At 67.2% G+C, this 24,836-nt stretch carries 22 protein-coding genes; 14 read left to right on the top strand and 8 right to left on the bottom strand.

Annotated elements, in window-relative coordinates:
• Positions 1-2: 2 nt before the first annotated feature.
• The 5 genes from RV045_RS11100 to eat all read left to right on the top strand — a co-directional run bounded on the left by RV045_RS11100 (position 3) and on the right by eat (position 6,222).
• Positions 3-1,382 (top strand): glutamine synthetase family protein, encoded by a 1,380-nt coding sequence (locus tag RV045_RS11100; RefSeq protein WP_423235854.1) that lies wholly within the window; start codon positions 3-5, stop codon positions 1,380-1,382.
• Positions 1,383-1,394: 12 nt separating this feature from the next.
• On the top strand, positions 1,395-2,804 hold the full coding sequence (locus tag RV045_RS11095; RefSeq protein ID WP_423235853.1) for an aldehyde dehydrogenase family protein: 1,410 nt from the start codon (positions 1,395-1,397) through the stop codon (positions 2,802-2,804).
• Positions 2,805-2,833: 29 nt separating this feature from the next.
• Entirely contained in the window at positions 2,834-4,000 is a 1,167-nt protein-coding gene (locus RV045_RS11090; protein ID WP_423235852.1) for an iron-containing alcohol dehydrogenase, read from the top strand.
• The gene (locus RV045_RS11085) at positions 3,990-4,736 is read left to right on the top strand and encodes a gamma-glutamyl-gamma-aminobutyrate hydrolase family protein (protein WP_423235851.1); all 747 of its coding nucleotides are present in this window, start codon (positions 3,990-3,992) and stop codon (positions 4,734-4,736) included. Before RV045_RS11090 ends, RV045_RS11085 begins: the two co-directional genes overlap by 11 nt.
• 100 nt (positions 4,737-4,836) lie before the next feature.
• Positions 4,837-6,222 (top strand): ethanolamine permease, encoded by a 1,386-nt coding sequence (gene eat / locus RV045_RS11080; protein WP_423235850.1) that lies wholly within the window; start codon positions 4,837-4,839, stop codon positions 6,220-6,222.
• On the opposite strand, the gene RV045_RS11075 is transcribed toward eat, so the two are convergent.
• Entirely contained in the window at positions 6,223-6,843 is a 621-nt protein-coding gene (locus tag RV045_RS11075; RefSeq protein ID WP_423235849.1) for a LysE/ArgO family amino acid transporter, read from the bottom strand.
• A 103-nt stretch (positions 6,844-6,946) separates the two neighbouring features.
• Between RV045_RS11075 and rimO the strand changes: the two genes are divergently transcribed.
• Entirely contained in the window at positions 6,947-8,341 is a 1,395-nt protein-coding gene (gene rimO / locus RV045_RS11070; protein ID WP_423235848.1) for a 30S ribosomal protein S12 methylthiotransferase RimO, read from the top strand.
• Positions 8,342-8,359: 18 nt separating this feature from the next.
• On the opposite strand, the gene RV045_RS11065 is transcribed toward rimO, so the two are convergent.
• Genes RV045_RS11065 through RV045_RS11050 form a run of 4 tightly spaced genes read right to left on the bottom strand, consistent with a single transcriptional unit; the run spans position 8,360 to position 11,175 of the window.
• Positions 8,360-8,656 carry a HigA family addiction module antitoxin gene (locus RV045_RS11065; protein ID WP_423235847.1) on the bottom strand — a complete coding sequence of 99 codons (297 nt, stop codon included), beginning with the start codon at positions 8,654-8,656 and terminating at the stop codon, positions 8,360-8,362.
• Positions 8,656-8,982, bottom strand: coding sequence for a type II toxin-antitoxin system RelE/ParE family toxin (locus tag RV045_RS11060; RefSeq protein ID WP_479722906.1), 327 nt, complete (start codon positions 8,980-8,982; stop codon positions 8,656-8,658). The genes RV045_RS11065 and RV045_RS11060 overlap by 1 nt, the downstream gene beginning before the upstream one ends.
• A gap of 27 nt (positions 8,983-9,009) precedes the next feature.
• Positions 9,010-10,596, bottom strand: a complete 1,587-nt coding sequence (gene ubiB, locus RV045_RS11055) for a ubiquinone biosynthesis regulatory protein kinase UbiB (RefSeq protein WP_423235868.1) — start codon at positions 10,594-10,596, stop codon at positions 9,010-9,012.
• A 24-nt stretch (positions 10,597-10,620) separates the two neighbouring features.
• Entirely contained in the window at positions 10,621-11,175 is a 555-nt protein-coding gene (locus RV045_RS11050; protein ID WP_423235846.1) for a hypothetical protein, read from the bottom strand.
• Between the two features lie 69 nt (positions 11,176-11,244).
• Between RV045_RS11050 and RV045_RS11045 the strand changes: the two genes are divergently transcribed.
• Entirely contained in the window at positions 11,245-12,573 is a 1,329-nt protein-coding gene (locus RV045_RS11045; RefSeq protein WP_423235845.1) for a multifunctional CCA tRNA nucleotidyl transferase/2'3'-cyclic phosphodiesterase/2'nucleotidase/phosphatase, read from the top strand.
• A gap of 21 nt (positions 12,574-12,594) precedes the next feature.
• On the opposite strand, the gene coq7 is transcribed toward RV045_RS11045, so the two are convergent.
• Positions 12,595-13,305 (bottom strand): 2-polyprenyl-3-methyl-6-methoxy-1,4-benzoquinone monooxygenase, encoded by a 711-nt coding sequence (coq7, locus tag RV045_RS11040; RefSeq protein WP_423235867.1) that lies wholly within the window; start codon positions 13,303-13,305, stop codon positions 12,595-12,597.
• Positions 13,306-13,536: 231 nt separating this feature from the next.
• Between coq7 and RV045_RS11035 the strand changes: the two genes are divergently transcribed.
• Positions 13,537-14,610 carry a porin gene (locus RV045_RS11035; RefSeq protein ID WP_423235844.1) on the top strand — a complete coding sequence of 358 codons (1,074 nt, stop codon included), beginning with the start codon at positions 13,537-13,539 and terminating at the stop codon, positions 14,608-14,610.
• Between the two features lie 157 nt (positions 14,611-14,767).
• Positions 14,768-16,141 carry a porin gene (locus tag RV045_RS11030; RefSeq protein ID WP_423235843.1) on the top strand — a complete coding sequence of 458 codons (1,374 nt, stop codon included), beginning with the start codon at positions 14,768-14,770 and terminating at the stop codon, positions 16,139-16,141.
• A 17-nt stretch (positions 16,142-16,158) separates the two neighbouring features.
• Here RV045_RS11030 and RV045_RS11025 read toward each other — a convergent pair whose 3' ends face one another.
• Positions 16,159-17,637, bottom strand: coding sequence for an aminotransferase-like domain-containing protein (locus RV045_RS11025; protein ID WP_423235842.1), 1,479 nt, complete (start codon positions 17,635-17,637; stop codon positions 16,159-16,161).
• A 152-nt stretch (positions 17,638-17,789) separates the two neighbouring features.
• Between RV045_RS11025 and gabT the strand changes: the two genes are divergently transcribed.
• From gabT to RV045_RS11000, 5 genes are all read left to right on the top strand, one after another.
• On the top strand, positions 17,790-19,097 hold the full coding sequence (gene gabT / locus RV045_RS11020; RefSeq protein WP_423235841.1) for a 4-aminobutyrate--2-oxoglutarate transaminase: 1,308 nt from the start codon (positions 17,790-17,792) through the stop codon (positions 19,095-19,097).
• Between the two features lie 37 nt (positions 19,098-19,134).
• Entirely contained in the window at positions 19,135-20,331 is a 1,197-nt protein-coding gene (locus RV045_RS11015; RefSeq protein ID WP_423235840.1) for an acyl-CoA dehydrogenase, read from the top strand.
• A 7-nt stretch (positions 20,332-20,338) separates the two neighbouring features.
• Positions 20,339-21,523, top strand: coding sequence for a CaiB/BaiF CoA transferase family protein (locus tag RV045_RS11010; RefSeq protein WP_423235839.1), 1,185 nt, complete (start codon positions 20,339-20,341; stop codon positions 21,521-21,523).
• 25 nt (positions 21,524-21,548) lie between these two features.
• A complete protein-coding gene (locus RV045_RS11005) occupies positions 21,549-22,154 on the top strand; it encodes a GNAT family N-acetyltransferase (RefSeq protein WP_423235838.1) in 606 nt (201 codons plus the stop codon).
• Between the two features lie 69 nt (positions 22,155-22,223).
• Positions 22,224-23,708, top strand: coding sequence for an NAD-dependent succinate-semialdehyde dehydrogenase (locus tag RV045_RS11000; RefSeq protein WP_423235837.1), 1,485 nt, complete (start codon positions 22,224-22,226; stop codon positions 23,706-23,708).
• Here the strand turns inward: RV045_RS11000 and RV045_RS10995 are convergent, their stop codons facing one another.
• Positions 23,709-24,731, bottom strand: coding sequence for a LacI family DNA-binding transcriptional regulator (locus RV045_RS10995; protein ID WP_423235836.1), 1,023 nt, complete (start codon positions 24,729-24,731; stop codon positions 23,709-23,711).
• Positions 24,732-24,836: the final 105 nt, after the last annotated feature.

Below are 24,836 nucleotides of genomic sequence, written 5' to 3'. Positions count from 1 at the left end.
TCATGCCCCGTGCACCCAGCAGCTCCGCCCTGTCCGCCGCCGATGCGCTGCGCAGCATCCTGGAAGAGCGCCAGATCCGCGATGTCAAGATCGGCATTTACGACATCGACGGCGTCATGGCGGGCAAGTACATGTCCACGGCCAAATTTCTGTCAGCCCTGAAAGGCGGCTTTGGCTTTTGCGACGTGCTCTTTGGCTGGGACGTGGCCAACAAACTGTACGACAACACGCGCCTGACCGGCTGGCAGCGCGGCTACGCCGACGCCGAAGTGCGGCTGCTGCCCGAATCATGGCGCGAGCTGCCCTTCGAGGCCAACACCCTGCTGGTGCAGGGCGAAATCGTCGGTCGTCTGGAAGGCCTGTGCCCGCGCGGCGTACTGCGCCGGGTGCTGGACCGGGCGGCGGATATGGGCTTTTCGGCCTTCGCGGGCTTCGAGTACGAGTTCCTGGTGCTGGAAGACAGCATCCAGATGCTGCAGGAAAAAGGCTTCCGCCACATGCGCCCCATGGGCACGGGCGGCTTTGGCTATTCGGTGCTGCGCAATTCGGTCAATACCGAGTTCTACGAGGGCCTGATGGCCCTGTGCCACACCATGGACATGCCGGTCGAAGGCCTGCACGAAGAGACCGGCCCCGGCGCGCTGGAGGCGGCGCTGCACGTCAACCCGGCGCTCAAAGCCAGCGACGATGCGGCCCTGTTCAAGACCTTTGTAAAGGTGCTGGCGCAGCGCCAGAAGCGCACGGCCTGCTTCATGGCCAAGTGGGACGAATCGCAGTCGGGGCAGGGTGGACACATCCACGTCTCGCTGCAGGACAAGGCGGGGCGCAACGTCTTTCACGACGCCGCGCAGCCGCAGGGCATCAGCGCGCTGCAGCGCCACTTTGTCGCCGGGCTGCTGCACCACATGCCGGCCATCACCGCGCTGGCCGCGCCGACCATCAACAGCTACCGGCGTCTGGTGCCGGGCTACTGGGCGCCGACCACCGCGCTGTGGGGCGTGGACAACCGCACCGTGTCGGTGCGCGCCATCCCGGGCAGCAGCACCTCGCAGCGGGTCGAGTACCGCCTGCCCGGCGCCGACTGCAACCCGTATCTCGCGCTGGCCAGCTGCCTGGCGGCGGGGCTGGACGGCATCGCGCAGCGCATGACGCCGCCCGAGCCCGTCACCACCAACGGCTACCTGCTGGATGTGCCGCCCGAGCAGCACCTGCCGCGCACGTTGTGGGACGCGGCGCAGGCGCTCAAGGCCAGCCCGGCCATGGCCGACTGGCTGGGCGCCGATTTTGTCGAGCATTTCGCGCTGACCCGCGAGTGGGAAGCGCGCCAGTTCCAGGCCTCGGTGACCGATTGGGAGCTGAACCGTTACTTCGAAATCATCTAGAAAGCCCCTGCGATGACTGCAAATCCATCCAGCCCCGATCATTTCCGCGTCATTTCCCCGGTGGACGGCAGTGTGCTGTTCGAACAGGCCTACCAGGACAGCGCCGCCCTGAGCGCCGTCCTGGACGCCAGCCGCCAGGCCCAGCGCGCCTGGCGGGCGACGCCGCTGGCGCAGCGCATCGCCCTCGTCCAGGCCGCCATGCAGTGGCTGCAGGACCACGGCGCGCAGGTGGCCGAATCGGTCACGCGGCAGATGGGCCGCCCGATCAGCCAGTCGCCCGGCGAGCTGCGCGGCATGAAGGAGCGCGCCGACCACATGTGCGCCATCGCGCCCCAGGCGCTGGCCGACCTCGTGCCCGCGCCCAAAGCCGGGTTCAATCGTTTTCTGCGCCGCGAGCCCGTGGGCACGGTGCTGGTGCTGGCGCCCTGGAACTACCCGCTGCTGACGGCGGTGAACAGCATCGTTCCTGCGCTGGTGGCGGGCAACTGCGTGATCCTGAAGCATTCGGCACAGACGCCGCAGATCGCCGACTTCTTCGCCCGAGCCTTTCAGGCGGCGGGTTTGCCGGCCGGCGTTTTCCAGGCGATTTACGCCCGCCACGAGGACACGCTGGCGCTGGTCGCGGCGCCGCAGGTCGATTTTGTCGCCTTCACCGGATCGGTTGCGGCCGGGCGCAGTGTGCAGCGCGCTCTGGGCGATCGCTTCATCCACGCCGGGCTGGAACTGGGCGGCAAAGACCCCGCCTATGTGCGCGCCGACGCCGATGTGGCCTTTGCGGTCGAAAACCTGGTCGATGGCAGCTTTTTCAACAGCGGCCAGTCGTGCTGCGGCATCGAGCGCATTTACGTCCATCGCAGCCTGTACGCCCGCTTTGTGGATGATTTTGTCGCGCTCACCCGCCAGTACCGCCTGGGCGATCCGCTGCAGGCGGACACCAACCTCGGCCCCATGGTGCGCGCCGACGCGGCGGCCTTTGTGCGCGCCCAGATCGCCGAGGCGGTGGGGCAGGGCGCCCGTGCGCTCATCGATCCGTCGGCTTTCGCCGCCAGCCGCGAGGGCACGGCCTATCTGGCGCCGCAGGTGCTGGTGGATGTCGATCACCGCATGAGGGTCATGACCGAGGAAACCTTCGGGCCCGTCGTCGGCATCATGGCCGTCGACGATGACGACGAAGCCCTCCGCCTGATGAACGACAGCCCCTACGGCCTGACCGCATCACTGTGGACGCGCGACCTCGAACGCGCCACGGCGCTGGGCGACCAGATCGAGACCGGCACAGTCTTCATGAACCGCTGCGATTACCTGGACCCGGCGCTGGCCTGGACCGGCGTCAAGGACACCGGGCGCGGTATCAGCCTGTCCGAGCTGGGTTTTGCGCAGCTCACCCGCATCAAATCTTTCCACCTGCGCCATCCGGCCTGAGCCCGGCAGCGCCCCAGCAGGAGCCCCTGATGACCTTATCCGGCAACTGGAACTACCCCACCGCGATCCGCTTTGGCGCCGGTCGCCTGGCCGAACTGCCCGCGCTGTGCGCGCAGGCGGGGCTGAAGCGTCCGCTTGTCGTTACCGACCCGGGCCTGGCGGCCTCGCCGCTGATGGCGCGGGTGACGGCGGCGCTGGGCGACACGCCGCACGGTGTGTTCAGCGACATGCGGCCCAACCCGGTCGGGCGCGATGTCGATGCGGGCGTGCACGCCCTGCGCGCGGGCGGCCACGATGGCGTCATCGCCTTTGGCGGCGGCAGCGCGCTGGACGTGGGCAAGGCGATTGCGCTGATGTCCGGCCAGGATAGACCGATGTGGGATTTGGAAGACGTGGGCGACAACTGGCTGCGCGTGAAGGAATCGGGCGTAGCGCCCAGCCTGGCGATTCCGACCACGGCCGGGACGGGCTCTGAGGTGGGCCGCGCCTCGCTCATCATCGACGAGGCCAGCCAGCGCAAGGTCATCCTCTTTCACCCGCTGATGCTGCCCAAGCTGGTGCTGGCCGATCCGGAACTGACGCTGGGCCTGCCGCCGCACATCACGGCGGCGACGGGCATCGACGCTTTCGTGCACAACTTCGAAGCCTACTGCTCGCCTTTTTATCACCCCATGGCGCAGGGTGTGGCGCTGGAAGGCATGCGCCTGATCCACGAGTTTCTGCCGCAGGCGGTGCGCCAGGGCAGCGACATCACGGCACGCTCGCAGATGCTGGCGGCCTCGATGATGGGCGCGACGGCCTTCCAGAAAGGCCTGGGCGGCGTGCACGCGCTCAGCCACGCGGTGGGTGCGATGTTCAATGTGCACCACGGCCTGGCCAACGCGGTGCTGCTGCCCTATGTGATGTGGCGCAACCGCAGCGCAATTGCCGATCGCTTGGTGCCGGTGGCGCGTTACTTGGGCCTGCCACAGCCCAGTTTCGAGGCGCTGCTGGACTGGGTGCTGGCGCTGCGCCGCGACCTGGGCATCGCCCACTCGCTGGGCGAGCTGGGCCTGGACGACGCGCAGGCCGCCGCCGTGGCCGCCAAGGCCAAGCAGGATCCCAGCGACGGCGGTAACCCGCTGACACTGACGGTGGCCGATTACCGCCAGCTCTATCTGGACGCCCTGGCCGGGCGCGTGGGCTATGGCGACTGAAGCCGGCTCTGCCTCTGCCTCATCCCGGGCGGTGCCGGTGCGGATCGGCATTTCCACCTACCCGGTCAACCCCGACGACCGCTACACCCTGCCTGCCGCCTACGTCGCCGCCGTGGTGCGGGCGGGCGGCACGCCGCTGCTGCTGCCTCCGGTGGGTGCGGCGCACGCGGCGGTCTGGCTGGACGGGCTGGATGGCCTGGTGCTGGCGGGCGGCGGCGACATCGACCCGGAGCGCTACCAGGGCCGGGGCCACGACACCATCTACAACCTGAGCGCCGAGCGCGACAGCACCGAGCTGGCGCTGGCCCGTCTGGCGCTGGACGGGCAGCTGCCCACGCTGGCCGTCTGCCGCGGGCTGCAGATCATCAACACCCTGCTGGGCGGCAGCCTGCACCCGCACCTGCCCGATGTGGTTGGCGAGGCCACGCTGCACCGCGCGCCGCCGCGCGATCCGGTGCCGCACGCGGTTCGCGTGGAGGCGGGCTCCGGCCTGGCCGCGCTGATCGGCGAGCAGGTCGAGACCGCGTCCTGGCACCATCAGGCCGTGGATCGCCTGGCTGACGGGCTGACCGCCGTGGCGTGGGCGCCCGACGGCGTCATCGAGGCCGTTGAATCCGCCCAGCACCCGCAGCTCATGGCCGTGCAGTGGCACCCCGAGCTGACGGCCGACATCGACAGCAGCCAGCAGCGCCTCTTTGACCAGCTAGTGGCCTGGGCCCGCACGCGCCGCGCCTGAACAGGCCGGAGCGCGCCAATGCTTTCTTGACCGATCCCGGCGGTTCCGGGCCAAAAAGCGTTCCGGACGATGCAACCGGGCGATCACTCCAGGAGACAGCATGAACAAGAGAGAGAACGTGGTGCGCGAGCTCAAGCCCACGCTGGGCGCGATCCAGCTGTGGGGGATCGCGGTGGGCCTGGTCATTTCGGGCGACTATTTCGGCTGGAGCTACGGCTGGGGCGCGGCCGGAACGCTGGGCTTTCTGGTCACCTTCGTGTTCATCGCGCTGATGTACACCACCTTCATCTTCAGCTACACCGAGCTGTCCACGGCCATTCCGCACGCGGGCGGACCTTTCGCCTACGCCTACCGCGCCTACGGGCCCAAGGGCGGTTACTTCGCGGGCATGGCGACGCTGATCGAGTTCGTCTTCGCGCCCCCGGCCATCGCGCTGGCGATCGGCGCCTATCTGAACAACCTCTTTCCGGCGCTGGACCCCAAGTGGATCGCCGTCGGGGCGTACGCGGTCTTCATGGTGCTGAACATCCTGGGGGTGAGCATCGCGGCCAACTTCGAGCTGTTCGTGACCGTACTGGCGATTGGCGAGCTGCTGGTCTTCATGGGCGTGGTCGCGCCAGGCTTCTCCTGGCAGCACTTTGCACTGGATGGCTGGGCGGGCAGCAGCATGTTCTCGGCGGCCACGGTGAGCGGCATCCTGGGCGCGATTCCCTTTGCGATCTGGTTCTTTCTGGCGATCGAGGGCGTGGCCATGGCCGCCGAAGAGGCGCGCGACCCGCGCCGCACCATTCCCAAGGCCTACATCGCGGGCATCCTGACGCTGGTGGCGCTGGCTTTTGGCGTGATGATTTTTGCGGGCGGCGTGGGCAACTGGAAAGAGCTGGCAAACATCAACGACCCGCTGCCCAAGGCCATGGCCATCATCGTCGGGCAGAGCAGCGGCTGGATGCACATGCTGATCTGGCTGGGCCTGTTCGGCCTGGTGGCCAGCTTTCACGGCATCATCATGGGCTACTCGCGCCAGATTTTCGCGCTGGCCCGCGCCGGTTACCTGCTGCCCTGGTTTGCCGCCGTGCACCCGCGCTTTCGCACGCCGCACCGGGCCATCCTGGCCGGGGGTGTGGTCGGCATCGCAGCCATTTTCAGCGACAGCCTGATCACGCTGGGTGGCCAGAGCCTCACCGCCAACATCATCACCATGTCGGTGTTTGGCGCGCTGCTGATGTACATCATCTCCATGGCCAGCCTGCTGCGCCTGCGCCGCATCGAGCCGGGCATGGATCGGCCTTACCGCGCACCGGTGTTCCCGCTTTTTCCGTGGATCGCGCTGGTGATTGCCGTGATCTCGCTGCTCGCCATGGCCTGGTTCAGCAGCCTGGTCTTCGTGCTGTTCGCCGCTATCGTGGGCCTGGGCTATGTCGGCTTCCTGCTGACCGGAGCCAGCCGCGACGCGGCGCCCCGGGATGAGATGCTGGAGGGGCGCTGATCAGGCCCCGGCGAGCGCATGGCGCAGCAAAAGCGCTGCCAGCGTCAGCATGGTCAGCCCGATGATGCCGTCCAGAACCTGCCAGGCGCGCGGCCGTGCAAAAACCGGCGCCAGGGCGCGAGCGCCAAAACCCAGCAGCGTGAACCAGCCTACGCTGGCGGTGCAGGCCCCGGCGATGAAGCTGACCTGCGCCAGCCCCGGCGGGTGCTGCGCGCCGATGCTGCCCACCAGCAGCACGGTGTCCAGATAGACATGCGGGTTGAGCAGGGTGAACGCCGCTGCCTGCGCCAGTGCAGCGCCCAGGCTCAGGCCGCCGCCCTGCGCGGCCTGCAGCCGGCTGGCATGGCGCGCCCGCAGCAGCGCCTTCCAGCCGTACGCGGCCAGAAAAACCGCCCCGGCCCCGGCCATGATCTGTGCCAGCCCGGGGTGGCTGGCGATCACCCGCGCCATGCCCAGCACCCCGGCGGTGATCAGCACGGCGTCGGCCAGCGCACAGAGCACCACCACCGGCGTCACGTGCTCGCGGCGCAGGCCCTGGCGCAGCACGAAGGCGTTCTGCGCACCAATGGCGACAATCAGGCTCAGGCCCAGCAGCAGGCCGTGGAGGAAAATGGGGGGCATGGGAGAGATTGTCCACGGGAACGGAGCCAGGCATGCAGAGCTGTTCGTCGCTACGGCCCCCATGCGGCATACTCCCGCACTGTTCCAGACCCAGGCCTGCACCATGACCGCTGATCTTGCCCCTGCTTCGCCCCCCACCTCCGCCGCCCCGCGCATCGGCTTTGTCTCGCTGGGCTGCCCCAAAGCGCTCACTGATTCCGAGCTGATCCTGACGCAGCTCTCGGCCGAGGGTTACCAGACGCACAAATCCTTTGCGGGAGCGGATCTGGTTGTCGTCAACACTTGCGGCTTCATCGACGATGCGGTGCGCGAGAGCCTGGACACCATCGGTGAGGCGCTGGCCGAGAACGGCAAGGTCATCGTGACGGGCTGCCTGGGCGCGCGCACGGGCGAGGGGGGTGAGAACCTGGTGCGCCAGACCCACCCCAAGGTGCTGGCGGTGACGGGGCCGCACGCCACGCAGGAGGTCATGGACGCCATCCACCAGCACCTGCCCAAACCGCATGATCCGTTTGTTGATCTGGTGCCCGCGCAGGGCATCAAGCTGACGCCGAAGCACTACGCCTATCTGAAAATCAGCGAAGGCTGTAACCACCGCTGCACCTTCTGCATCATCCCCTCGATGCGCGGCGATCTGTTCAGCCGCCCCGTGGGCGACGTTCTGGGCGAGGCCAAACGCCTGTTCGAATCGGGCGTGAAAGAGCTGCTCGTCGTCAGCCAGGACACCAGCGCTTACGGCGTCGATGTGAAATACAGAACCGGTTTCTGGGACGGCCAGCCCGTCAAAACCCGCCTGCTGGACCTGTGCCAGCGCCTGGGCGAACTGGCGCGCGGGCACAAGGCCTGGGTGCGGCTGCACTACGTCTACCCCTATCCCAGCGTGGACGATCTGCTGCCTTTGATGGCCGAAGGGCTGATCCTGCCCTACCTGGACGTGCCCTTCCAGCACGCGCACCCCGAGGTGCTGCGTCGCATGAAGCGGCCGGCCAGTGCTGAAAAAGTGCTGGAGCGCCTGCTGGCCTGGCGCCAGGCCTGTCCGGAGCTGGTGGTGCGCTCGACCTTCATCGCCGGATTCCCGGGCGAAACGCGCGAGCAGTTCGAGCACCTGCTTGATTTTGTCCGTGAAGCGCAGATCGACCGCGCAGGCTGCTTTGCCTACTCGCCCGTGGACGGTGCTCCGGCCAACGCGCTGGATGGCGCCCTGCCGCAGGAGGAGCGCGAAGCGCGCCGCGCCGAATTCATGGCCGTTGCCGAGCAGGTGTCGGTGCAGCGCCTGCAGCGCCGCGTCGGCCAGACCCTGCAGGTGCTGATCGACCACGCCCCCGCGCTGGGTCGCCGGGGCGGGCGCGGCCGCAGTTACGCCGATGCCCCCGAGATCGACGGCATCGTCCACCTCCTGCCGCCCAACAAGGCCTCAAAAACGCTCAAAGTCGGCGAATTCACCCGCGCTGTGGTCGTCGAAGCGCGCGGACACGATCTGGTGGCGCAGCCGGTTTGATGAGTCATGATCGACGCATCAGGCCTCTGCGAACCTGAGTTTCCCTACCCGCTGCAGATCCACGCTTTGGCGGGCCAGCCAGAGGTCATACGCATCCTGCATGGCCAGCCAGCTTTCTGGTGACCGGCCTACGGATTTTGCCAGGCGCAGGGCCATTTCCGGGGTGACCCGGCCAGTTCCTTTCAGAATCCGGCTCAGCGTCGAGGCTGCGACGTCCAGTTTCTCGGCGAGCTCCCTGCCGCTGATTCCGTTGGGCTCCAGATAAACCTCGCTGATGAATTCACCGGGGTGGGGCGGGTTGTGCATGGTGGTCATCAGTGATAGTCCTCGTAATCCACAATGTAGGCATTGCCTTCCCTGAATTCGAAGGTCAGACGCCAATTGGCATTCACCGCAATCGACCAGCGCCCTGCGGATGGGCCTTTCAGTGGATGCAGACGAAAGCCGGGGATATCCATATCCTCAATGATTTGCGCAGTATCGAGAGCTGCAAGTTGCAGGCGCAGACGCTTTCCATGGCTGGCCTGCACCCCTGCGAGACTTCCTGTTTCGAAGAGATTTTTCAGACCTTTGTGCTGAAACGTCTTGATCATGGGGATCAATATAGCATGTTGCGCACCACGCAACAACGGTGAATCCACGCAGAAATCCAGCAGGCTGTTTCACCCCTACACCAGCCGCCACCCCACCGCCACCACCGCCCCCAGAAGCAGCACCAGCACAGTCCCCACCGAGATGATCCAGCGGCGCTGGCTGCGCTGTTCGCGCACGAGCTGGCCGATGGCTTCGACCAGTTCGGGGTGACTGGGCTGGACCTTGCCGTGGCGCGACGAGTGCGACAGCGCCAGCAGCGTGCTGTGCAGCAGGCGCGGCACTTCGGGCATGAGCTGGGCGTAGCTGGGCGCCTCTTTTTTCAGGCCCTGAAGCAGGGCGCGCCAGCCCACCTGCTCGTTCATCCAGCGTTCCAGGAAGGGTTTGGCGGTGTGCCACAGGTCCAGATCGGGGTCGAGCTGGCGCCCCAGGCCCTCGATGTTGAGCAGCGTTTTCTGCAGCAGCACGAGCTGCGGCTGGATTTCCACCTGGAAGCGCTTGGAGATCTGGAACAGACGCAGCAGCACCTGGCCCAGCGAGATTTCCTTCAGAGGCCGGTCAAAGTAAGGCTCGCACACGGTGCGCACCGCGCCTTCCAGCGCGTCCACGCGCGTCTGCGACGGCACCCAGCCCGATTCAATGTGCAGCTCGGCGACGCGTTTGTAATCGCGCTGGAAGAAGGCCAGGAAGTTCTGCGCCAGATAGCTCTTGTCGAACTCGGACAGCGTGCCGATGATGCCGAAATCCAGCGCAATGTAGCGCCCCAGCGTCTCGGGCGCCGTCGACACCAGGATGTTGCCCGGGTGCATGTCGGCGTGGAAAAAGCCGTCGCGGAAGACCTGGGTGAAGAAAATGGTCACGCCATCGACCGCCAGGCGCTTCATGTCCACCCCGGCGGCGATCAGGCGATCCACCTGCGCGATGGGCACGCCGTGCATGCGCTGCATGACGATGACCTGCGTGCTGCAGAAATCCCACATCATTTCCGGCACGATCAGCAGGTTCAGGCCCTGCATGTTGCGCCGCAGCTGGGTGGCGTTGGCGGCTTCGCGCACCAGGTCCAGCTCGTCGTGCAGATACATGTCGAACTCGCTGACGACCTCGCGCGGGCGCAGGCGCTTGCCGTCGCTGGACAGGCGCTCAACCCAGGCGGCCAGCGTGTGCATCAGCGCCAGATCGTTCTCGATCACCGACTGCATGCCGGGGCGCAGCACCTTGATGGCCACCTCGCGGCCATCGTGCAGCCGCCCGAAATAGACCTGCGCAATCGAGGCGCTGGCGATGGGATGCTCGTCGATCTGGGCAAACATCTGGCCCACGGTGCGGCCCAGCGCCGATTCGATGATGCGGAAAGCGTGGGCGTTATCGAAGGGCGCGACGCGGTCCTGCAGCAGGGTCAGCTCGTCCGCAATGTCCGGCGGCAGCAGATCGCGCCGGGTGGACAGCACCTGGCCGAACTTGACGAAGATGGGGCCCAGACGCTCCAGTGCCAGACGCAGGCGCTGGCCGCGTGGCGCGTGCAGTCGCCGCCCCAGCGTCATCACGCGCAGTAGCCCGCGCACCCAGCGCTGCCGGAAGGGCGACAGGGCGATCTCGTCCAGCCCGTAGTGGGCGATGATGTAAAGGATGTAAACCAGCCGCAGCGGGTATTGCAGGAAGCGCATGGGCAGGAAGCTCACAGATGCGGCTTACTGCCGTTTGCCGATCAGCGCGCCCAGCGTGCTGGCCGCCTGCTGCACCGCGCTGCTGGCGAAGTGGCCCGCCGTCACCAGCGCCATGGCGACGCTGGGGCCGACCCAGCGTTCCAGATCGGCTTCGATGTCCCAGCGCACGTGCGCGATGATCCAGTTGATGTCGCTGGCCAGCGCGCCCGGCCCGGCGACCTGCGTGGCCACCAGCGGCCCGCGCGCCAGAGCGCCCACCAGCGCCAGCGGGTTGCTGGCGTCCAGGTGGACGTGCAGGGTGGGCGCCAGCGCCACGGCGGCATCGTCCGCAGCGACGGCTTCCAGAAGACCGGCCGGGGTGATCAGGAAGAGCAGCTCGGCGCCGCGCGGCAGGTGGCGCGGCCAGTCGTCCAGATGCACGTGCAGCGCGTGGCCGACGTGCGCCTGCAGGCGGCGCGTGGCTTCAGGCTCGGCCGACAGCACGTGGTTGGCCAGCAGGGTGACGCGCTCCAGCCCGGCCTGCGACAGCGACTGGACCAGGCCCGAGAAGGGCATTTGGGGGGCATTTTTGAAATTCATGGCGTAGCGGGGCACTGGGCCCGTAATCAGGCTTTGGATTGTAGGCGCTGGCCATGCCTACAATCGGCCATGAACCCTGATCCCTTCCCGCGCCTGGACCCATCGGTCTCGTTGCCTGAGCAGCCGCCCGCCTTGCCGGTGATCGAGCCCGACGCGCTGGTGCGCCGCCTGGCCGGTCTGGCGCAGGTCTATGTGGTGGGCGGGGCGGTGCGCGACGCGCTGCTGGGCGAACCGGCGGGCGACCGCGACTGGGTGGTGGTGGGCGCCCGCGCGCAGGACCTGCTGGACCTGGGATTCCGCCCGGTCGGCCAGGATTTTCCGGTGTTCCTGCACCCGCAGACTCAGGACGAGTTCGCACTGGCGCGCACCGAGCGCAAGTCGGCGCCGGGCTACGGCGGCTTTGTTTTCCATGCTGATCCGTCGGTGACGCTGGAGCAGGATCTGCTGCGGCGCGATCTCACCCTCAACGCCATGGCGCAGACGCTGGACGGCCGCCTGATCGACCCGTTGGGCGGCTGGCGCGACCTGCGCGCGGGCGTGCTGCGGCACGTCTCGGACGCCTTCACCGAAGACCCGCTGCGCGTCCTGCGCCTGGCGCGGCTGGCGGCGCGCTGGCCGCAGTTCACGGTGGCGCTTGGCACGCAGCAGCTTCTGGCGCAGCTCGCGCGCAGTGGCGAGCTGCAGGCGCTGGTGCCCGAACGCCTGTGGCGAGAGGTGGCGCGTGCGATTGTGTCGAAGCAGCCGTCGCGCTTCGGTCAGGTGCTGGGCGATTGCGGCGCCTGGTCCGTGCTGCTGCAGACGGCCGGGCTGCCGGAGGGTCTGGCGCAGTGGTCGCTTGAAGGGGAAAACCGGTGGGGCAGCGCCTGGCGTCATCTGGATCCCGCCGAAGGCCTGGGGCTGGACGAGCGCTGGACCCTGCTTTGGCTGGCCCGCACTTTGCTGGCCGGTGACGATTCGGCCAGCGTGCTGGACCACGCCGCCGTGCTGCAGCGCGTCTGGCGCGTCCCGTCCAGCGCGCAGGAGCTGCTCGCCTGCGCGGCCCGCGAGCGGGCTGCGCTGGTGTCGTCCTCTTCGGCCACCACGGCGACCACGGCGTCCATGGCGCTATCTCCGCGCAGCCTGCTGGACGCGCTGCAGCGTCTGGACGCCTGGCGCCGACCGCAGCGCGCGCAGTCCCTCTGGGCGCTCGTGCAGCATCTGGACACGGCACTGCCGGGCGCGAAGGCCATCGCCTGGGCCGCACAGCAGCAGCACGCCGCATGGCAGCGGCTGCAGGCGCTGGATCAGGCTCAGGTGATCCGCGCAGCGCAGGAGCGTGGGGCTAAAGGCCCGGCCATCGGCCAGGCGCTGGACGCGGCGCGGCTGGCGCTGCTGCAGCAGGCAGGGCCGGGCGACTGAAACATCGGCCCGGCTGCGGTCTCAGAGGCGGTGGGCCGTCACCGTCATCACCTTGGCCATGCCGCGCATCGCCGTTTTCACCGGGCCGGGCAGGGGGATGCCCCCTGCAGCCAGCGCATCGTCGGCGTGACGGGCCTCGTCGGCCTTCATCCGTTCAACAATGGCCTGCGAAAGCGCATCGCTGGGCGGCAGGCGCTCCATGTGCTCGTCCAGATGCGCCTCGACCTGACGCTCGGTTTCAATCACGAAGCCCAGGCTGCGCGCATCGCCCAGCCGCCCGGCCAGCAGTCCCAGCGCGAACGATCCGGCGTACCACAGCGGGTTGAGGTGGCTGCGGTGCGCGCCCAGCTCGCGCAGGCGGTCCTGCGTCCAGGCCAGATGGTCGATTTCTTCCTCGGCGGCGTGCAGCATCTGCGCCCGAAGCGCGGGCGATCGCGCTGTCAGCGCCTGCGCCTGATAGAGCGCCTGCGCGCACACCTCGCCGACGTGGTTGACGCGCATCAGGCTGCCCGACAGCGCCTTGTCCGTGGGGGAGAGGCGGGCGTCACTCTCCATGGCGGCCAGAGCCAGATCGTCCGGCTGCACGCTCGGAGGCAGCGGGCGCGGTGTACGGCTGTGCACCTCGCCCCAGATGGTCTGCAGCGCCCGCCCGACACTGGCCAGCAGCGGATCCAGCCCGCTCAAAGTACGCGGTTCGGGCCGGCTGGCCCCGCCCGCCGCGTGGTTCGGCATGGATGCGGAATGAGGGTTTGTCATGTTAAAAATCCTTAATAATCAAACAGATGGATTGATTGTTTCAGACTGTTTCTGATGATTTGTTGTGTGCCGGCGACAACTGCCGCAAGTTTCTGGGCAAAAGCATGGCGTTCACGCCACTCTCAGGCAAGATTAGCACCCGTAGCAGGCAGTTTGTTCGCCTGCTCTTGCGACACACCAGTTTTCTCTTCCTTTTGGAGATTTGTTATGAAAAAGACAATCATCGCCTTCGCCGCTCTGGCTTCCTTCGCTGGTCTGGCTTCGGCCCAGTCCTCCGTGACCCTGTCTGGCCGCGTGAACGCTGGCGTGGGCAAGTTTGTGGGTACCACTGACAACCGCGTTCTGTCGAACGAATGGTCTGGCCTGATCTTCTCGGGCGTTGAAGATCTGGGCAACGGCCTGTCGGCTGGTTTCAAGCTGAACCCCCGTTTCAACATCGTTGATGGTGGTACCAGTGGCGGCAGCCTTCCCGTGAACAGGGACGCAGCTGGTAACGTCACTTCCACCGGTGGTATTGGTTTCGGTGAAAAGCTGGTATTCTTGCAGAGCGCCTTTGGCAAAATCAGCTTGGGTACTGTCAGCAAGCCTGCTTTCGATGCTGTGAGCTGGTCTGACGTGAACGGCTGGTACAACGGCGATAACTGGGCTGCCATCCAAGGCGGTGCCGATAGCGCTTGGGAATCCAGCGCTTCGCGCATGGATCGTGCTGCCCGTTATGAATACAACGCCAACGGCCTGTACGCTGGCGTGGCACTGTCTGACAAGAACAAGGCCGGTGAAACCAACGCGCTGGCCACCGAAATGCCCGTCAGCGTGGGCGCCAGCTTCAATGCGCTGGGTTTCAAGGTCGGTATCGGTCATGACCGTGGTCGCGTGAAGTCTACCAACCAGCAAAACTGGACCGTTCTGGGTCTGGGCTACAGCATGCCCGGCCTGGCTGATTTCGGTGCCAGCTACGGTCAAGGTAAAGATTCTATTGGTGCCAAGCGTCAAGCAGCCCAGATTGGCGCTGCTGGTAACGTCGGTGCCGTTCGTGTTGCCCTGACGTACGCAGACATCCGCAACACGCCTGTTGCCACCATCGTTACGCCTGACCCGAAAGCTGTCAAAGTGAGCCAAGTGGTGACGCTGGGCGCCAAGTACAGCCTGAGCAAGCGCACTTCCATCTTCGGTGATGTCGCTTATGACAAGGCCGTCAAGGATGCCAACAAGAACAATGCTGCTGTCAACGCCAACCGCCTGGCTGTTGGCTACAGCCTGGGTATTGCGCACAGCTTCTGATCCAATGGGCGCTCCTGCAGCGCCCTGCTGATCGGCACTTTGTGTCTGCATTCCAAAGCCGCCTTCGGGCGGCTTTTTTATTGCCCAGTGCCAAGTTGCTCCTGGGGCGGCTTTACTTCACAGACGCCACTCCCAAGCCCATGCCAGAATCTTTCACATGAAGATAAATTGGCAGGGAGGCCCCATGAGGTCCAGTCGTCCGGGTGTGAAGAGCGCAAGGCGAGGCTGGTTGTGTGCGGGTGTTGCGGCTGTGGGGCTGACCGCTGTGGCGGGTCCTGCACCCGTGTGGGCGCAGAGCGAGGTGAGCTTGTCCGGTGCAGTCGATGCATCGGTCGGACGCGATATGGGCAAGACCGACCGATCGGTACGCACCGGCACGCAGGGGCGTGGCACGCATCTGACCTTGGCCGGCGCCGAGGCGCTGGGCAATGGGCTCAAAGCGGGTTTTGTGATCCGCCAGGAGATATTCCTGACCGGTGACCCCACTGACAGCATCCGTCTGCGCGACCGCTATGTTTACCTGGAATCCGACCGCATCGGGCGTCTGTCGCTGGGCACGCGGGTGCGGCCCGGTTTCACGATGGCCGCCGCCGCCGACCCGTTCATGACCGACGGTGTAGCGGCCAACAGCGAAATCACCAGCATGGCGGGCGTGACATCGCCCTACGCGGATTCGCGGGCCAGCCGGTCGGTGACTTTTGAGACACAGTACGCGGGCGCTTTTCTGGCCCTGCAGGTGGCTGACAAGGCCCAGGCGGACGACGCTGCCGTGCAGGTCATCCCGGTCAGTGCGGCGCTGGGCTGGCGCAACGACGACGCCGTGATCGGGGTGGGCTACGACAGGCCAGGTTTTCGCATCGGCAATGCCACATCAGAGGCGGTATCGCTCAGTGGTCGCTATAACCTGGGTGCGGTCACGCTGCACGCTGGGGTCGGGCGGGCCAAAGGTGGGGCGACCTCGCCTATAGACATCAACGCCGGTCCGGGGCTGACTTTCGCCAAAGGCGATGTGATCAGTGGACAGCTCACTCGCCTGGGGCTGCCCAACGGCTACACCGTGCGCTCGGCGTTGCTGGGGGTGACCTGGCGTTTGGGGGCGTTCGAGCTGCTGGCGTCTTACGGCATTCTGGATTCGCAGGACCTGGCCAATGCGCGGGATCGTATTCCGCTGGCGGCCCAGGCTTCAGCACTCGGGGCGCAAGCCCAGGCGCTGGGCGCCCAGGCCGCAGCTTTGGGCGCGCAAGCAGTTGCAGCCGGCCAGGCGGGTAACCTGGCGCAGGCGCAGTCGCTGGGGACGCAGGCGCAGACCCTGGGGGCTCAGGCCACCGCGCTGGCGACCCAGGCCAGGCAGCAGGCTGCCGCCATGCTGGCTTATCAGGCCAGTAACACCCAGGTCGCGCAGCGCCTGGCCTTGGGCGTGCGCTACAACCTGAGCGCCCGCACTTCCATTTATGCCAATGCGGCGCGCGATCCGCGCCAGCCTTCCGGGCCGCAGACGGCTTACGAGCTTGGGGTGAGACACCGCTTCTGAGCGTGTTGGGTGGTGTCTCATGTGACCCCGGCTGGTCCGGGGTCTTTTTTTGCCGGTGCGCGGGCCGGATCCCGCCGCGACAGGTGATCCGACAGAAACTGCGGCAGCGCCGCGTCCAGGCTGAAGGACACGTTGAAGCGCAGCCAGGGGCTGGGTGGTGCGCCGTCGGTCTGCGCCTGCGCCTGAAAAAGATCCCCCGGCCCCAGCAGGATGCGTTCGCGCGCGGCGGCCTGGGCCAGGGCCTGGCTGTGCGCGATCAGCGGGTGGCGCGCCCACAGGAAAAGCCCCGCCTGCGGCTGCGCGAACAGCTCGAACCCCAGCGCCGTCAGCCACTGCGCGGTGTGCACATGCGCCTGCGCCAGCCGCTCGCGCAGGCGCAGCAGGTGCTTGCGCCAGCGGCCCTCGAGCAGCACATGCAGCGTCAGGCGCTCGCTGAGCTCGGACGAGGTCAGTCCCGAGGCCATTTTCAGCGCCGCCAGGTGGCGGATCTGCAGCGGGTGCGCCAGCACATAGCCCACGCGCAGATTGGGCGTGATCGTCTTGGAAAAGCTGTGAATGTGGATGACGCGCGCCAGCTGGTCCAGGCTGGCCAGCGAGGGGCGGTGAGCGCTGTCCAGATCGGCGTAGATGTCGTTCTCGACCAGCGTCAGATCGTGCTGGTGCGCGATCTGCAGCAGGCGGTGCAGCTGGCCCAGCGACGCGGTCGAGCCCGTCGGGTTCTGCAGCCTGGGCTGGGTGAAGAAGACTTTGGGGCGATGCTGCTGGCACAGTGCTTCGAGCCGATCCAGGTCGTAGCCCTGCGCGGTGCGCGGGACGCCCAGCAGACGCGCGCCCTGCAGGCGCAGCATGAAGAGCAGGTTGGCGTAGCCGGGATCATCGACCAGCACCGCGTCGCCGATGCGCACCAGCGAGCGCACGCACAGGTCCAGCCCCTGGCTGGCGCCGTGGGTCAGCAGAACCTGATCGGGCTTCAGGGCCAGTTCCCGCCCGGCGTGCATGTCGACCAGCCACTGGCACAGCGGCGGGTGGCCGCGCGGATGCCCGTAGCCGTTGAGCTTGGGCAGATCGGTGCTGAGGTGGCGCAGGCTGCGGCGCAGGGTCTGCTCCAGACCCCAGTCGGCGGGCAGCCAGCCGCAGCCGGGCAGCTGGTTCATGGCGCGCGGCTCGAACACGCCGCTGAAGTACCACATGCCATCGAAATCGGCCGGGGTATCGCGCCCGCGCGGCGCGGCGGCGGGGGCGTCGCCCGGACGGGGGCGCACGTAAAAGCCCTGATGCGGCCGCGAGTGGATCCAGCCGCTGGCGACCAGCCTGTCGTAGGCCTCGACCACCGTGTGGATGCTGACTTTCTGGCTGGCCGCATACTGGCGGATCGACGGCAGCTTGGCGCCGCCGGGCAGGGCGCCGCGTTCGATCTGGTCCTGGATGCGCTGGGCGATGCGCGCAGTCAGTGGGGCCGTGTGCGGGGGAGTGATGGGGGCGGCAGGGAGGTCCATGCCGTGATTCTGTCATGGCGGCGGGCTGTACTGGTGCAAATGCCAGTACAGTGGCCTGACAATTCGCAGCGGCTGTGTCTGGTCGCAGGCCCTGCGGGGGATTATTGTCTGCGCCAGACCGTCAGCACCCGACTTTCACCAGGAGACTTCCCATGAACGCCATTCCCTCGAACGCCCTGACCCGCAACCAGCAGCTGATGCAGCGGCGCAATGCCGCGATCCCGCGCGGCGTGGGCCATGTGCACGAGCTCTTCATCCAGGACGGCGACAACGCCACCGTCACCGACGTGGACGGCAAGCGCTACATCGATTTCGCGGGCGGCATCGCTGTGCTCAACACCGGCCACCGCCATCCGAAAATCATGGCCGCCGTGCAAAAACAGCTCGAGCAGTTCACCCACACCTGCTTCCAGGTGATGGCCTACGAGAGCTATGTCGAGCTGGCCGAGCGCATCAACGCGCGCGCGCCGGGCGATTTCGCCAAGAAAACGCTCTTTCTGACCACGGGCGCCGAGGCCATCGAGAACGCCGTGAAAATCGCCCGTGCCCACACGAAGCGCCCGGGCATCATCGCCTTTGCGGGGGGCTACCACGGCCGCACCTCGCTGACCATGGCGCTGACGGGCAAGGTCGCGCCCTACAAGGCGGGCTTCGGGCCCTTCCCGGGCAGCATTTTCCACGCGCGTTTCCCGTCCGAACTGCGCGGCGTGACGGTGGCCGACGCGCTGGAATCCATCGAGCAGATTTTCAAGTGCGACATCGAGCCCACACAGGTCGCCGCCATCATCATCGAGCCGGTGCAGGGCGAGGGCGGTTTCAACGTCGCTCCCCCGGAGCTGCTGCAGGCGCTGCGCCGCCTGTGCGACACGCACGGCATCATACTGATCGCCGACGAGGTTCAGACCGGCGCGGGCCGCACCGGCACATGGTTCGCGGTGGAGCAGGCGGGCGTGGCGCCTGATCTGATCACCATGGCCAAATCCATGGCGGGGGGATTCCCGATTTCGGCGGTGGTCGGCCGCGCTGACATCATGGACGCACCCGGCCCCGGCGGCCTGGGCGGCACCTACGCCGGATCGCCGCTGGGCTGCGCTGCGGCGCTGGCGGTGATGGACGTGTTCGAAGAAGAAAAGCTGCTGGAGCGCTGCCAGAAAGTCGGCGCGCACATGCGCCAGCGCCTGCAGGACATGGCGCAGCAGCACCGCCAGATTCAGGACGTGCGGGGTCTGGGCGCCATGCTGGCGATCGAGCTCTTCACCGACGGCGACCGCAGCAAGCCCGACGCGGTGCTGACCAAAGCCGTCGTCACCGGCGCCGCCGAGCGCGGCCTGGTGCTGCTGTCCTGCGGCACCTATGGCAACGTGATCCGCATCCTGGTGCCGCTGACCGCGCCGGACGCCCTGATTGACGAGGGCCTGGACATTCTCCAGGCCACACTGGCCGCCGCTACCGCCCGCTGATTTTCCGCCTTCAGTTTCACCCAGAAAGAGACCTTTCATGAGCAAGACCGCATTTCAGTGGCAGGACCCTTTCCTGCTGGAATCCCAGCTCAGCGACGAGGAGCGCATGGTGCAGGATGCTGCCCGCGCCTACTGCCAGGACAAGCTGCAGCCGCGTGTTCAGGCGGCCTTCCGCAACGAGCAGACCGACACAGCCATTTTCCGCGAGATGGGCGAACTGGGCCTGCTGGGCCCGACCACCAGCGCCGACTACGGTGGCGCCGGGTTGAACTACGTCTGCTACGGCCTGATCGCCCGCGAGGTCGAGGCCGTCGATTCGGGCTACCGCTCGATGATGAGCGTGCAGTCGTCGCTGGTCATGGTGCCCATCGAGAAATTTGGCTCGGACGCCCAGAAGCGCAAGTACCTGCCCAGACTGGCGACTGGCGAATGGATCGGCTGCTTCGGCCTGACCGAGCCCGACCACGGCTCCGACCCGGGCAGCATGGTCACCCGCGCCACACCCGTGGACGGCGGTTACCAGCTGTCTGGCGCCAAGATGTGGATCACCAACAGCCCCATCGCCGACGTGTTTGTGGTCTGGGCCAAGCTGAAAGACGCGGCCACGGGCGAAGACGACATCCGTGGCTTCATCCTGGAAAAAGGCTGGAAGGGCCTGAGCGCGCCCGCCATCCACGGCAAGGTGGGGTTGCGCGCATCCATCACCGGCGAGATCGTCATGGACCAGGTCTTTGTGCCGGCCGAGAACCTGCTGCCGGGCGTCAAAGGCCTGAAAGGCCCCTTCACCTGCCTGAACAGCGCGCGTTACGGCATCGCCTGGGGCGCGCTGGGCGCGGCCACCGCGTGCTGGCACACGGCGCGCCAGTACGTGCTGGACCGCAAGCAGTTTGGCCGCCCGCTGGCCGCCAACCAGCTCATCCAGAAGAAGCTGGCCGACATGCAGACCGAGATTGCGCTGGGCCTGCAGGGCTGTCTGCAGCTGGGCCGCATGAAGGACGCGGGCACGGCGGCGGTCGAGCTGACCTCGCTGCTCAAGCGCAACAGCTGCGGCAAGGCGCTGGACGTGGCGCGCATGGCGCGCGACATGCTGGGCGGCAACGGCATCAGCGACGAGTTCGGCGTGGCGCGTCACCTGGTCAACCTCGAGGTGGTCAACACCTACGAAGGCACGCACGACATCCATGCCCTGATCCTGGGCCGGGCCCAGACGGGCATCGCGGCCTTCGGCAACTGAGGCGCGCATGGCTGCGAGCGAAACCGGCGCCACTCCGGCTGGCGCCTGCGATCTGCTGGCCGGGGTGCGGGTGCTGGATCTGTCCCGCGTTCTGGCTGGGCCGTGGGCCACGCAGACCCTGGCGGACTATGGCGCTGAAGTGATCAAGATCGAGCGCCCCGGACAGGGCGACGACACGCGCGGCTGGGGGCCACCGTGGTCCACGCCCGCGCAGGAGGATCAGCCCCGGGATTCGGCCTACTACCTCTGCGCCAACCGGGGCAAGCGCTCGGTGGCGGTGGACATCGCCAGCCCCGAGGGCGCCGAGCGCATGCGCGAATGGGCGCGCAGCGCCGACGTGCTGGTCGAAAACTACAAGGTGGGCCAATTGGCGCGCTACGGTCTGGATTACGACAGCCTGAAAGCCATCAACCCCGGCCTGGTCTATTGCGCCATCACGGGTTACGGCCAGACCGGGCCGGATGCGCAGCGGCCGGGATACGATTTCGCCATCCAGGCGGCAGGCGGTCTGATGAGCATCACCGGCGAGCCGGGTCGCGAGCCCCAGAAGGTGGGCGTCGCGGTGGTCGATCTGATGACAGGCACCTACGCCACTGGAGCCATTCTGGCTGCGCTGCTGCGCCGCCAGCGCACGGGGCAGGGCGCTTACATCGACTGCGCGCTGCTGGATGTGCAGATTGCCATGCTGGCCAACCAGGCCAGCAACCACCTGATCGGCGGGACCGTGCCCACGCGCCTGGGCAACGCCCACCCCAATATCGTTCCCTACCAGGCGCTGGCCACGCAGGACGGCCACATGGTGGTGGCGGTGGGCAATGACAGCCAGTTTCGCGCCTTCGCTGCGCAGCTTGGGCTGGCGCATCTGGCCGACGACCCGCACTACGCCCGCAACGCCGACCGCGTCGCGCACCGCGAGGCGCTGATCCCGCTGCTGCAGGCGCCGCTGCTGGCGCGAACCACGGCCGACTGGGTGATGCGGCTGGACGCGGCGGGCGTGCCCTGTTCGCCCATCCACGATGTGCAGCAGGCGCTGGCTCAGCCGCAGGTGCAGGCCCGGGGGCTGGTGGTCGAGCGCGTCAAGCACGGCACGACGCTGCGTCTGGTGGGGCACCCGGTGGTCATCGACGGTCAGCGCCCGGCCGCCGCTTTGCCCCCACCCGATCTGGGGGAGGCGCAGGGCGTGCTAAATTGAAACGCATCACAGCGAAGCCTGCGGCATGACCTTCACCACCGACATCTCCCTCATCGGCCAGCACGTCCAGCTGGTGCCCCTGCGTCCCGAGCACGAGACCGACCTGATAGCCGCCGTGCGCGACGGCGATCTCTGGACGCTGTGGTACACCCTCATCCCGCCGCCCGAGGGCATAGCCGCCGAGATCCAGCGGCGCCTGGCGTTGCAGCGCGCGGGCAGCATGATGCCTTTTGCGGTGCTGACGCCGGACGGCCAGGCGGTGGGCATGACGACCTATATGAACATCGACGCCGCCAACCGCCGTGTCGAGATCGGTTCCACCTGGTACCGCCGCGCGGTGCAGCGCAGCGCGCTCAACACCGAGGCCAAGCGCCTGCTGCTGGCGCACGCTTTCGAGACGCTGGACTGCATCGCGGTCGAATTTCGCACCCACTGGTTCAACCAGGCCAGCCGCCGGGGCATCGAGCGCCTGGGCGCCAAGCTGGACGGCGTGCTGCGCAGCCACCAGATCAACCGCCACCCGGACGCCGACGGCGCGCTGCGCGACACCTGCGTCTACAGCATCACCGCCAGCGAATGGCCGTCGGTCAAGGCGCACCTGGATTTCCAGCTGGCCCGGCCGCGAGGCTGAACGCCAGCGCGCCGCAGCCACTTCGGTTGCAGGCGCTTTCTTCTCTTTTCTGACAGCAAGGCCCACGATATGACCGCCAATACGACTCCATCTCCGCTCAAGCTTGTGAAAAACGCTGCGCTGCTGCAGACCCGCGCCCTCGTCGGCGGGCAGTGGGTGAACGGCGCCAGCACCTTCGCGGTGAGCGATCCGGCCACTGGCCAGCATCTGGCTGACGTGGCCAACCTCGGTGCCGATGGCGCGCGCCACGCCATCCAGGCCGCGCAGGCCGCGCAAGGCGCGTGGCAGGCCAAAACCGCCAAGGAACGCAGCCAGATCCTGCGCCGCTGGTTTGATCTTCTGATGGCCAACCAGGACGATCTGGCCCGCATCATGACGGCTGAGCAGGGCAAGCCGCTGGCCGAAGCCAAGGGCGAAATCGCTTACGCCGCCAGCTTTGTCGAGTGGTACGCCGAGCAGGCCAAGCGCGTCAACGGCGAGACGCTCCCGCAGTTCGACAACAACCGCCGTCTGCTGGTGCTGCAGCAGCCCGTGGGTGTGTGCGCGGCGATCACGCCCTGGAACTTCCCCACGGCGATGATCACGCGCAAGGTGGCTCCCGCGCTGGCGGCGGGCTGCGCGGTGGTGGTCAAGCCCTCCGAGCTGACGCCGCTCTCCGCGCTGGCTGCTGCCGAACTGGCGCTGCAGGCGGGCGTCCCGGCGGGGGTGCTGAACATCGTCACCGCCGATGCCGACAACAGCATCGCGGTCGGCAAGGAGCTGTGCGCCAGCGACATCGTGCGCCACCTGAGCTTCACCGGATCGACCGAAGTCGGCCGCATCCTGATGGCGCAGTGCGCGCCCACCGTCAAGAAGCTGGCGCTGGAGCTGGGCGGCAACGCGCCCTTCATCGTCTTTGACGACGCCGACATCGCCTCGGCGGTGGACGGCGCGGTGGCCAGCAAATACCGCAACGCCGGACAGACCTGCGTGTGCACCAACCGCTTTTACGTCCAGGAGGGCGTTTACGACGAGTTCGTGCGCCAGTTCACCGCCAAGGTATCGGCTTTGAAAGTCGGCAACGGCTTTGACGAGGGCGTGGTTCAGGGTCCGCTGATCGAAGAGGCGGCCGTCGCCAAGGTGCAGCGTCATCTGGACGACGCGCTGGCCAAGGGCGGCCAGCTGCTGACCGGCGGCAAGCGCCTTCAGGGCCAGTTCTTCGAGCCCACGGTGGTCGGCAACGCCACTCAGGACATGCTGGCTGCACGCGAAGAAACCTTCGGGCCCTTCGCGCCGGTGTTCCGCTTCAAGACCGAGCTTGAGGCCATCGAGCACGCCAACGCCACCGAGTTCGGTCTGGCCGCCTACTTTTACAGCCGCGACATCGGCCGCATCTACCGGGTTGGCGAAGCGCTGGATTACGGCATGGTCGGCGTCAACGTCGGCGTACTGGCCACGGAGCACGTGCCGTTTGGCGGCGTCAAGCAGTCGGGTCTGGGCCGCGAAGGGGCGCGCCAGGGCATCGAGGAATACCTCGAAGCCAAGTACCTGTGCATTGGCGATATTGCGCGCTGATCAGCTTCGGGGCGGGCAGCTGGTGGCCCGCACCACCAGCTGAGTTGGCAGGAAGAGGCGCTCGCCATTGCTGCGCCCCTTGATCAGATCGATCAGCATGCGCATGGCGCGCTGACCCATCTGCTGGCGCGGGCTGTCTATCGTCGTCATCGGTACGCCCAGATGGGCCGTTATGGCAATGTTGTTGAAGCCGCCCAGCGCCAGATCCTCTCCTGGCGCCCGGCCCAGTTCGTGGGCGGCGCCGTAAACCCCCAGAGCGTCGAAATCGTTGGTGGCGAACAGGGCGGTGATCGCCGGATCGCGGCGCAGCAGCTCGCGCGACACCTGATAGCCTGATTCGTTGGTGAAATCGGTGGCGACGATGCGCTCAGGCAGCAGCGTAACCCCGCGTTCGGCCATGCCCGCAACAAAGCCGCGCGTGCGCTCGATGCCCGTTGAAGCCCAGGGGCGGCCCGCCAGCACCGCAACGTCGCGGTGGCCCAGATCGGCGAAGTGGTGGGCCATGGCGCGCCCGCCGCCGTAATCGTCGGCGACCACGCAGGGAAAATCGCCCGCGTGGCGCGACACCAGCACAAAGGGCACGCGCCGCTCGTGCAGGGCGTGCGCGTAGCCGCCGTGGTGGGGCACATCACCCAGGATCAGGCCGTCCACGCGTCGATCCAGCAGCAGCAGGCTGCGCCGCTCCTGCAGTTCGGGCCTGTCGTGCGTGTTGGCCACGATGGATTCGTAGCCGTGCGCTGTGCCTTCGATCTCGATGGCCTCGTAAATCTGCGCCAGCACATGGTCAGTCACCCCCGGCATCAGCACCCCGGCCAGACGCGTGCGCTGCGATTTCAGGCTGCGCGCCAACTGGTTGGGCCGGTAGCCCATGGCTTCGGCGACCTTGCGGATGCGCTGCACGCTGTCGGCCGATGCCGCCTGGACCGCCTCTGCCTCGCTGCTGTTGAGCACGCGCGAAACAGTCGAGACGTGCAGGCCCACAGCGCGTGCAATTTCGGCAAGGGTGGTGTGTTTCGTGGTCATCTGGAAAATCCGATACCTGATCATAGCCTTTGCGCCGGGACCCGTCACAGTGCGCGATGAATCCGCGTTTTCCCTGGTAGGGAAAGTGCTGGCTGGCTAACCCAA

Source organism: Amphibiibacter pelophylacis (assembly GCF_037688875.1).
GTDB classification, from domain to species: domain Bacteria; phylum Pseudomonadota; class Gammaproteobacteria; order Burkholderiales; family Burkholderiaceae_C; genus Amphibiibacter; species Amphibiibacter pelophylacis.
Note: the sequence above shows the minus strand (reverse complement) of the source record. Positions and strands in the feature narration are given on the sequence as shown.

Bases quoted from the DNA above. Each gene is read 5' to 3' on its own strand.
- ubiB (WP_423235868.1), bottom strand. From the start codon at position 10,596: ATGCGCTTCCTGCAATACCCGCTGCGGCTGGTTTACATCCTTTACATC.
- RV045_RS11090 (WP_423235852.1), top strand. From the start codon at position 2,834: ATGACCTTATCCGGCAACTGGAACTACCCCACCGCGATCCGCTTTGGC.
- RV045_RS11045 (WP_423235845.1), top strand. From the start codon at position 11,245: ATGAACCCTGATCCCTTCCCGCGCCTGGACCCATCGGTCTCGTTGCCT.
- RV045_RS11025 (WP_423235842.1), bottom strand. From the start codon at position 17,637: ATGGACCTCCCTGCCGCCCCCATCACTCCCCCGCACACGGCCCCACTG.
- RV045_RS11005 (WP_423235838.1), top strand. From the start codon at position 21,549: ATGACCTTCACCACCGACATCTCCCTCATCGGCCAGCACGTCCAGCTG.
- RV045_RS11100 (WP_423235854.1), top strand. From the start codon at position 3: ATGCCCCGTGCACCCAGCAGCTCCGCCCTGTCCGCCGCCGATGCGCTG.
- eat (WP_423235850.1), top strand. From the start codon at position 4,837: ATGAACAAGAGAGAGAACGTGGTGCGCGAGCTCAAGCCCACGCTGGGC.
- RV045_RS11050 (WP_423235846.1), bottom strand. From the start codon at position 11,175: ATGAATTTCAAAAATGCCCCCCAAATGCCCTTCTCGGGCCTGGTCCAG.
- RV045_RS11015 (WP_423235840.1), top strand. From the start codon at position 19,135: ATGAGCAAGACCGCATTTCAGTGGCAGGACCCTTTCCTGCTGGAATCC.
- RV045_RS11030 (WP_423235843.1), top strand. From the start codon at position 14,768: ATGAAGATAAATTGGCAGGGAGGCCCCATGAGGTCCAGTCGTCCGGGT.
- rimO (WP_423235848.1), top strand. From the start codon at position 6,947: ATGACCGCTGATCTTGCCCCTGCTTCGCCCCCCACCTCCGCCGCCCCG.
- coq7 (WP_423235867.1), bottom strand. From the start codon at position 13,305: ATGCCGAACCACGCGGCGGGCGGGGCCAGCCGGCCCGAACCGCGTACT.
- RV045_RS10995 (WP_423235836.1), bottom strand. From the start codon at position 24,731: ATGACCACGAAACACACCACCCTTGCCGAAATTGCACGCGCTGTGGGC.
- RV045_RS11000 (WP_423235837.1), top strand. From the start codon at position 22,224: ATGACCGCCAATACGACTCCATCTCCGCTCAAGCTTGTGAAAAACGCT.
- RV045_RS11065 (WP_423235847.1), bottom strand. From the start codon at position 8,656: ATGACCACCATGCACAACCCGCCCCACCCCGGTGAATTCATCAGCGAG.
- RV045_RS11075 (WP_423235849.1), bottom strand. From the start codon at position 6,843: ATGCCCCCCATTTTCCTCCACGGCCTGCTGCTGGGCCTGAGCCTGATT.
- gabT (WP_423235841.1), top strand. From the start codon at position 17,790: ATGAACGCCATTCCCTCGAACGCCCTGACCCGCAACCAGCAGCTGATG.
- RV045_RS11035 (WP_423235844.1), top strand. From the start codon at position 13,537: ATGAAAAAGACAATCATCGCCTTCGCCGCTCTGGCTTCCTTCGCTGGT.
- RV045_RS11010 (WP_423235839.1), top strand. From the start codon at position 20,339: ATGGCTGCGAGCGAAACCGGCGCCACTCCGGCTGGCGCCTGCGATCTG.
- RV045_RS11095 (WP_423235853.1), top strand. From the start codon at position 1,395: ATGACTGCAAATCCATCCAGCCCCGATCATTTCCGCGTCATTTCCCCG.
- RV045_RS11085 (WP_423235851.1), top strand. From the start codon at position 3,990: ATGGCGACTGAAGCCGGCTCTGCCTCTGCCTCATCCCGGGCGGTGCCG.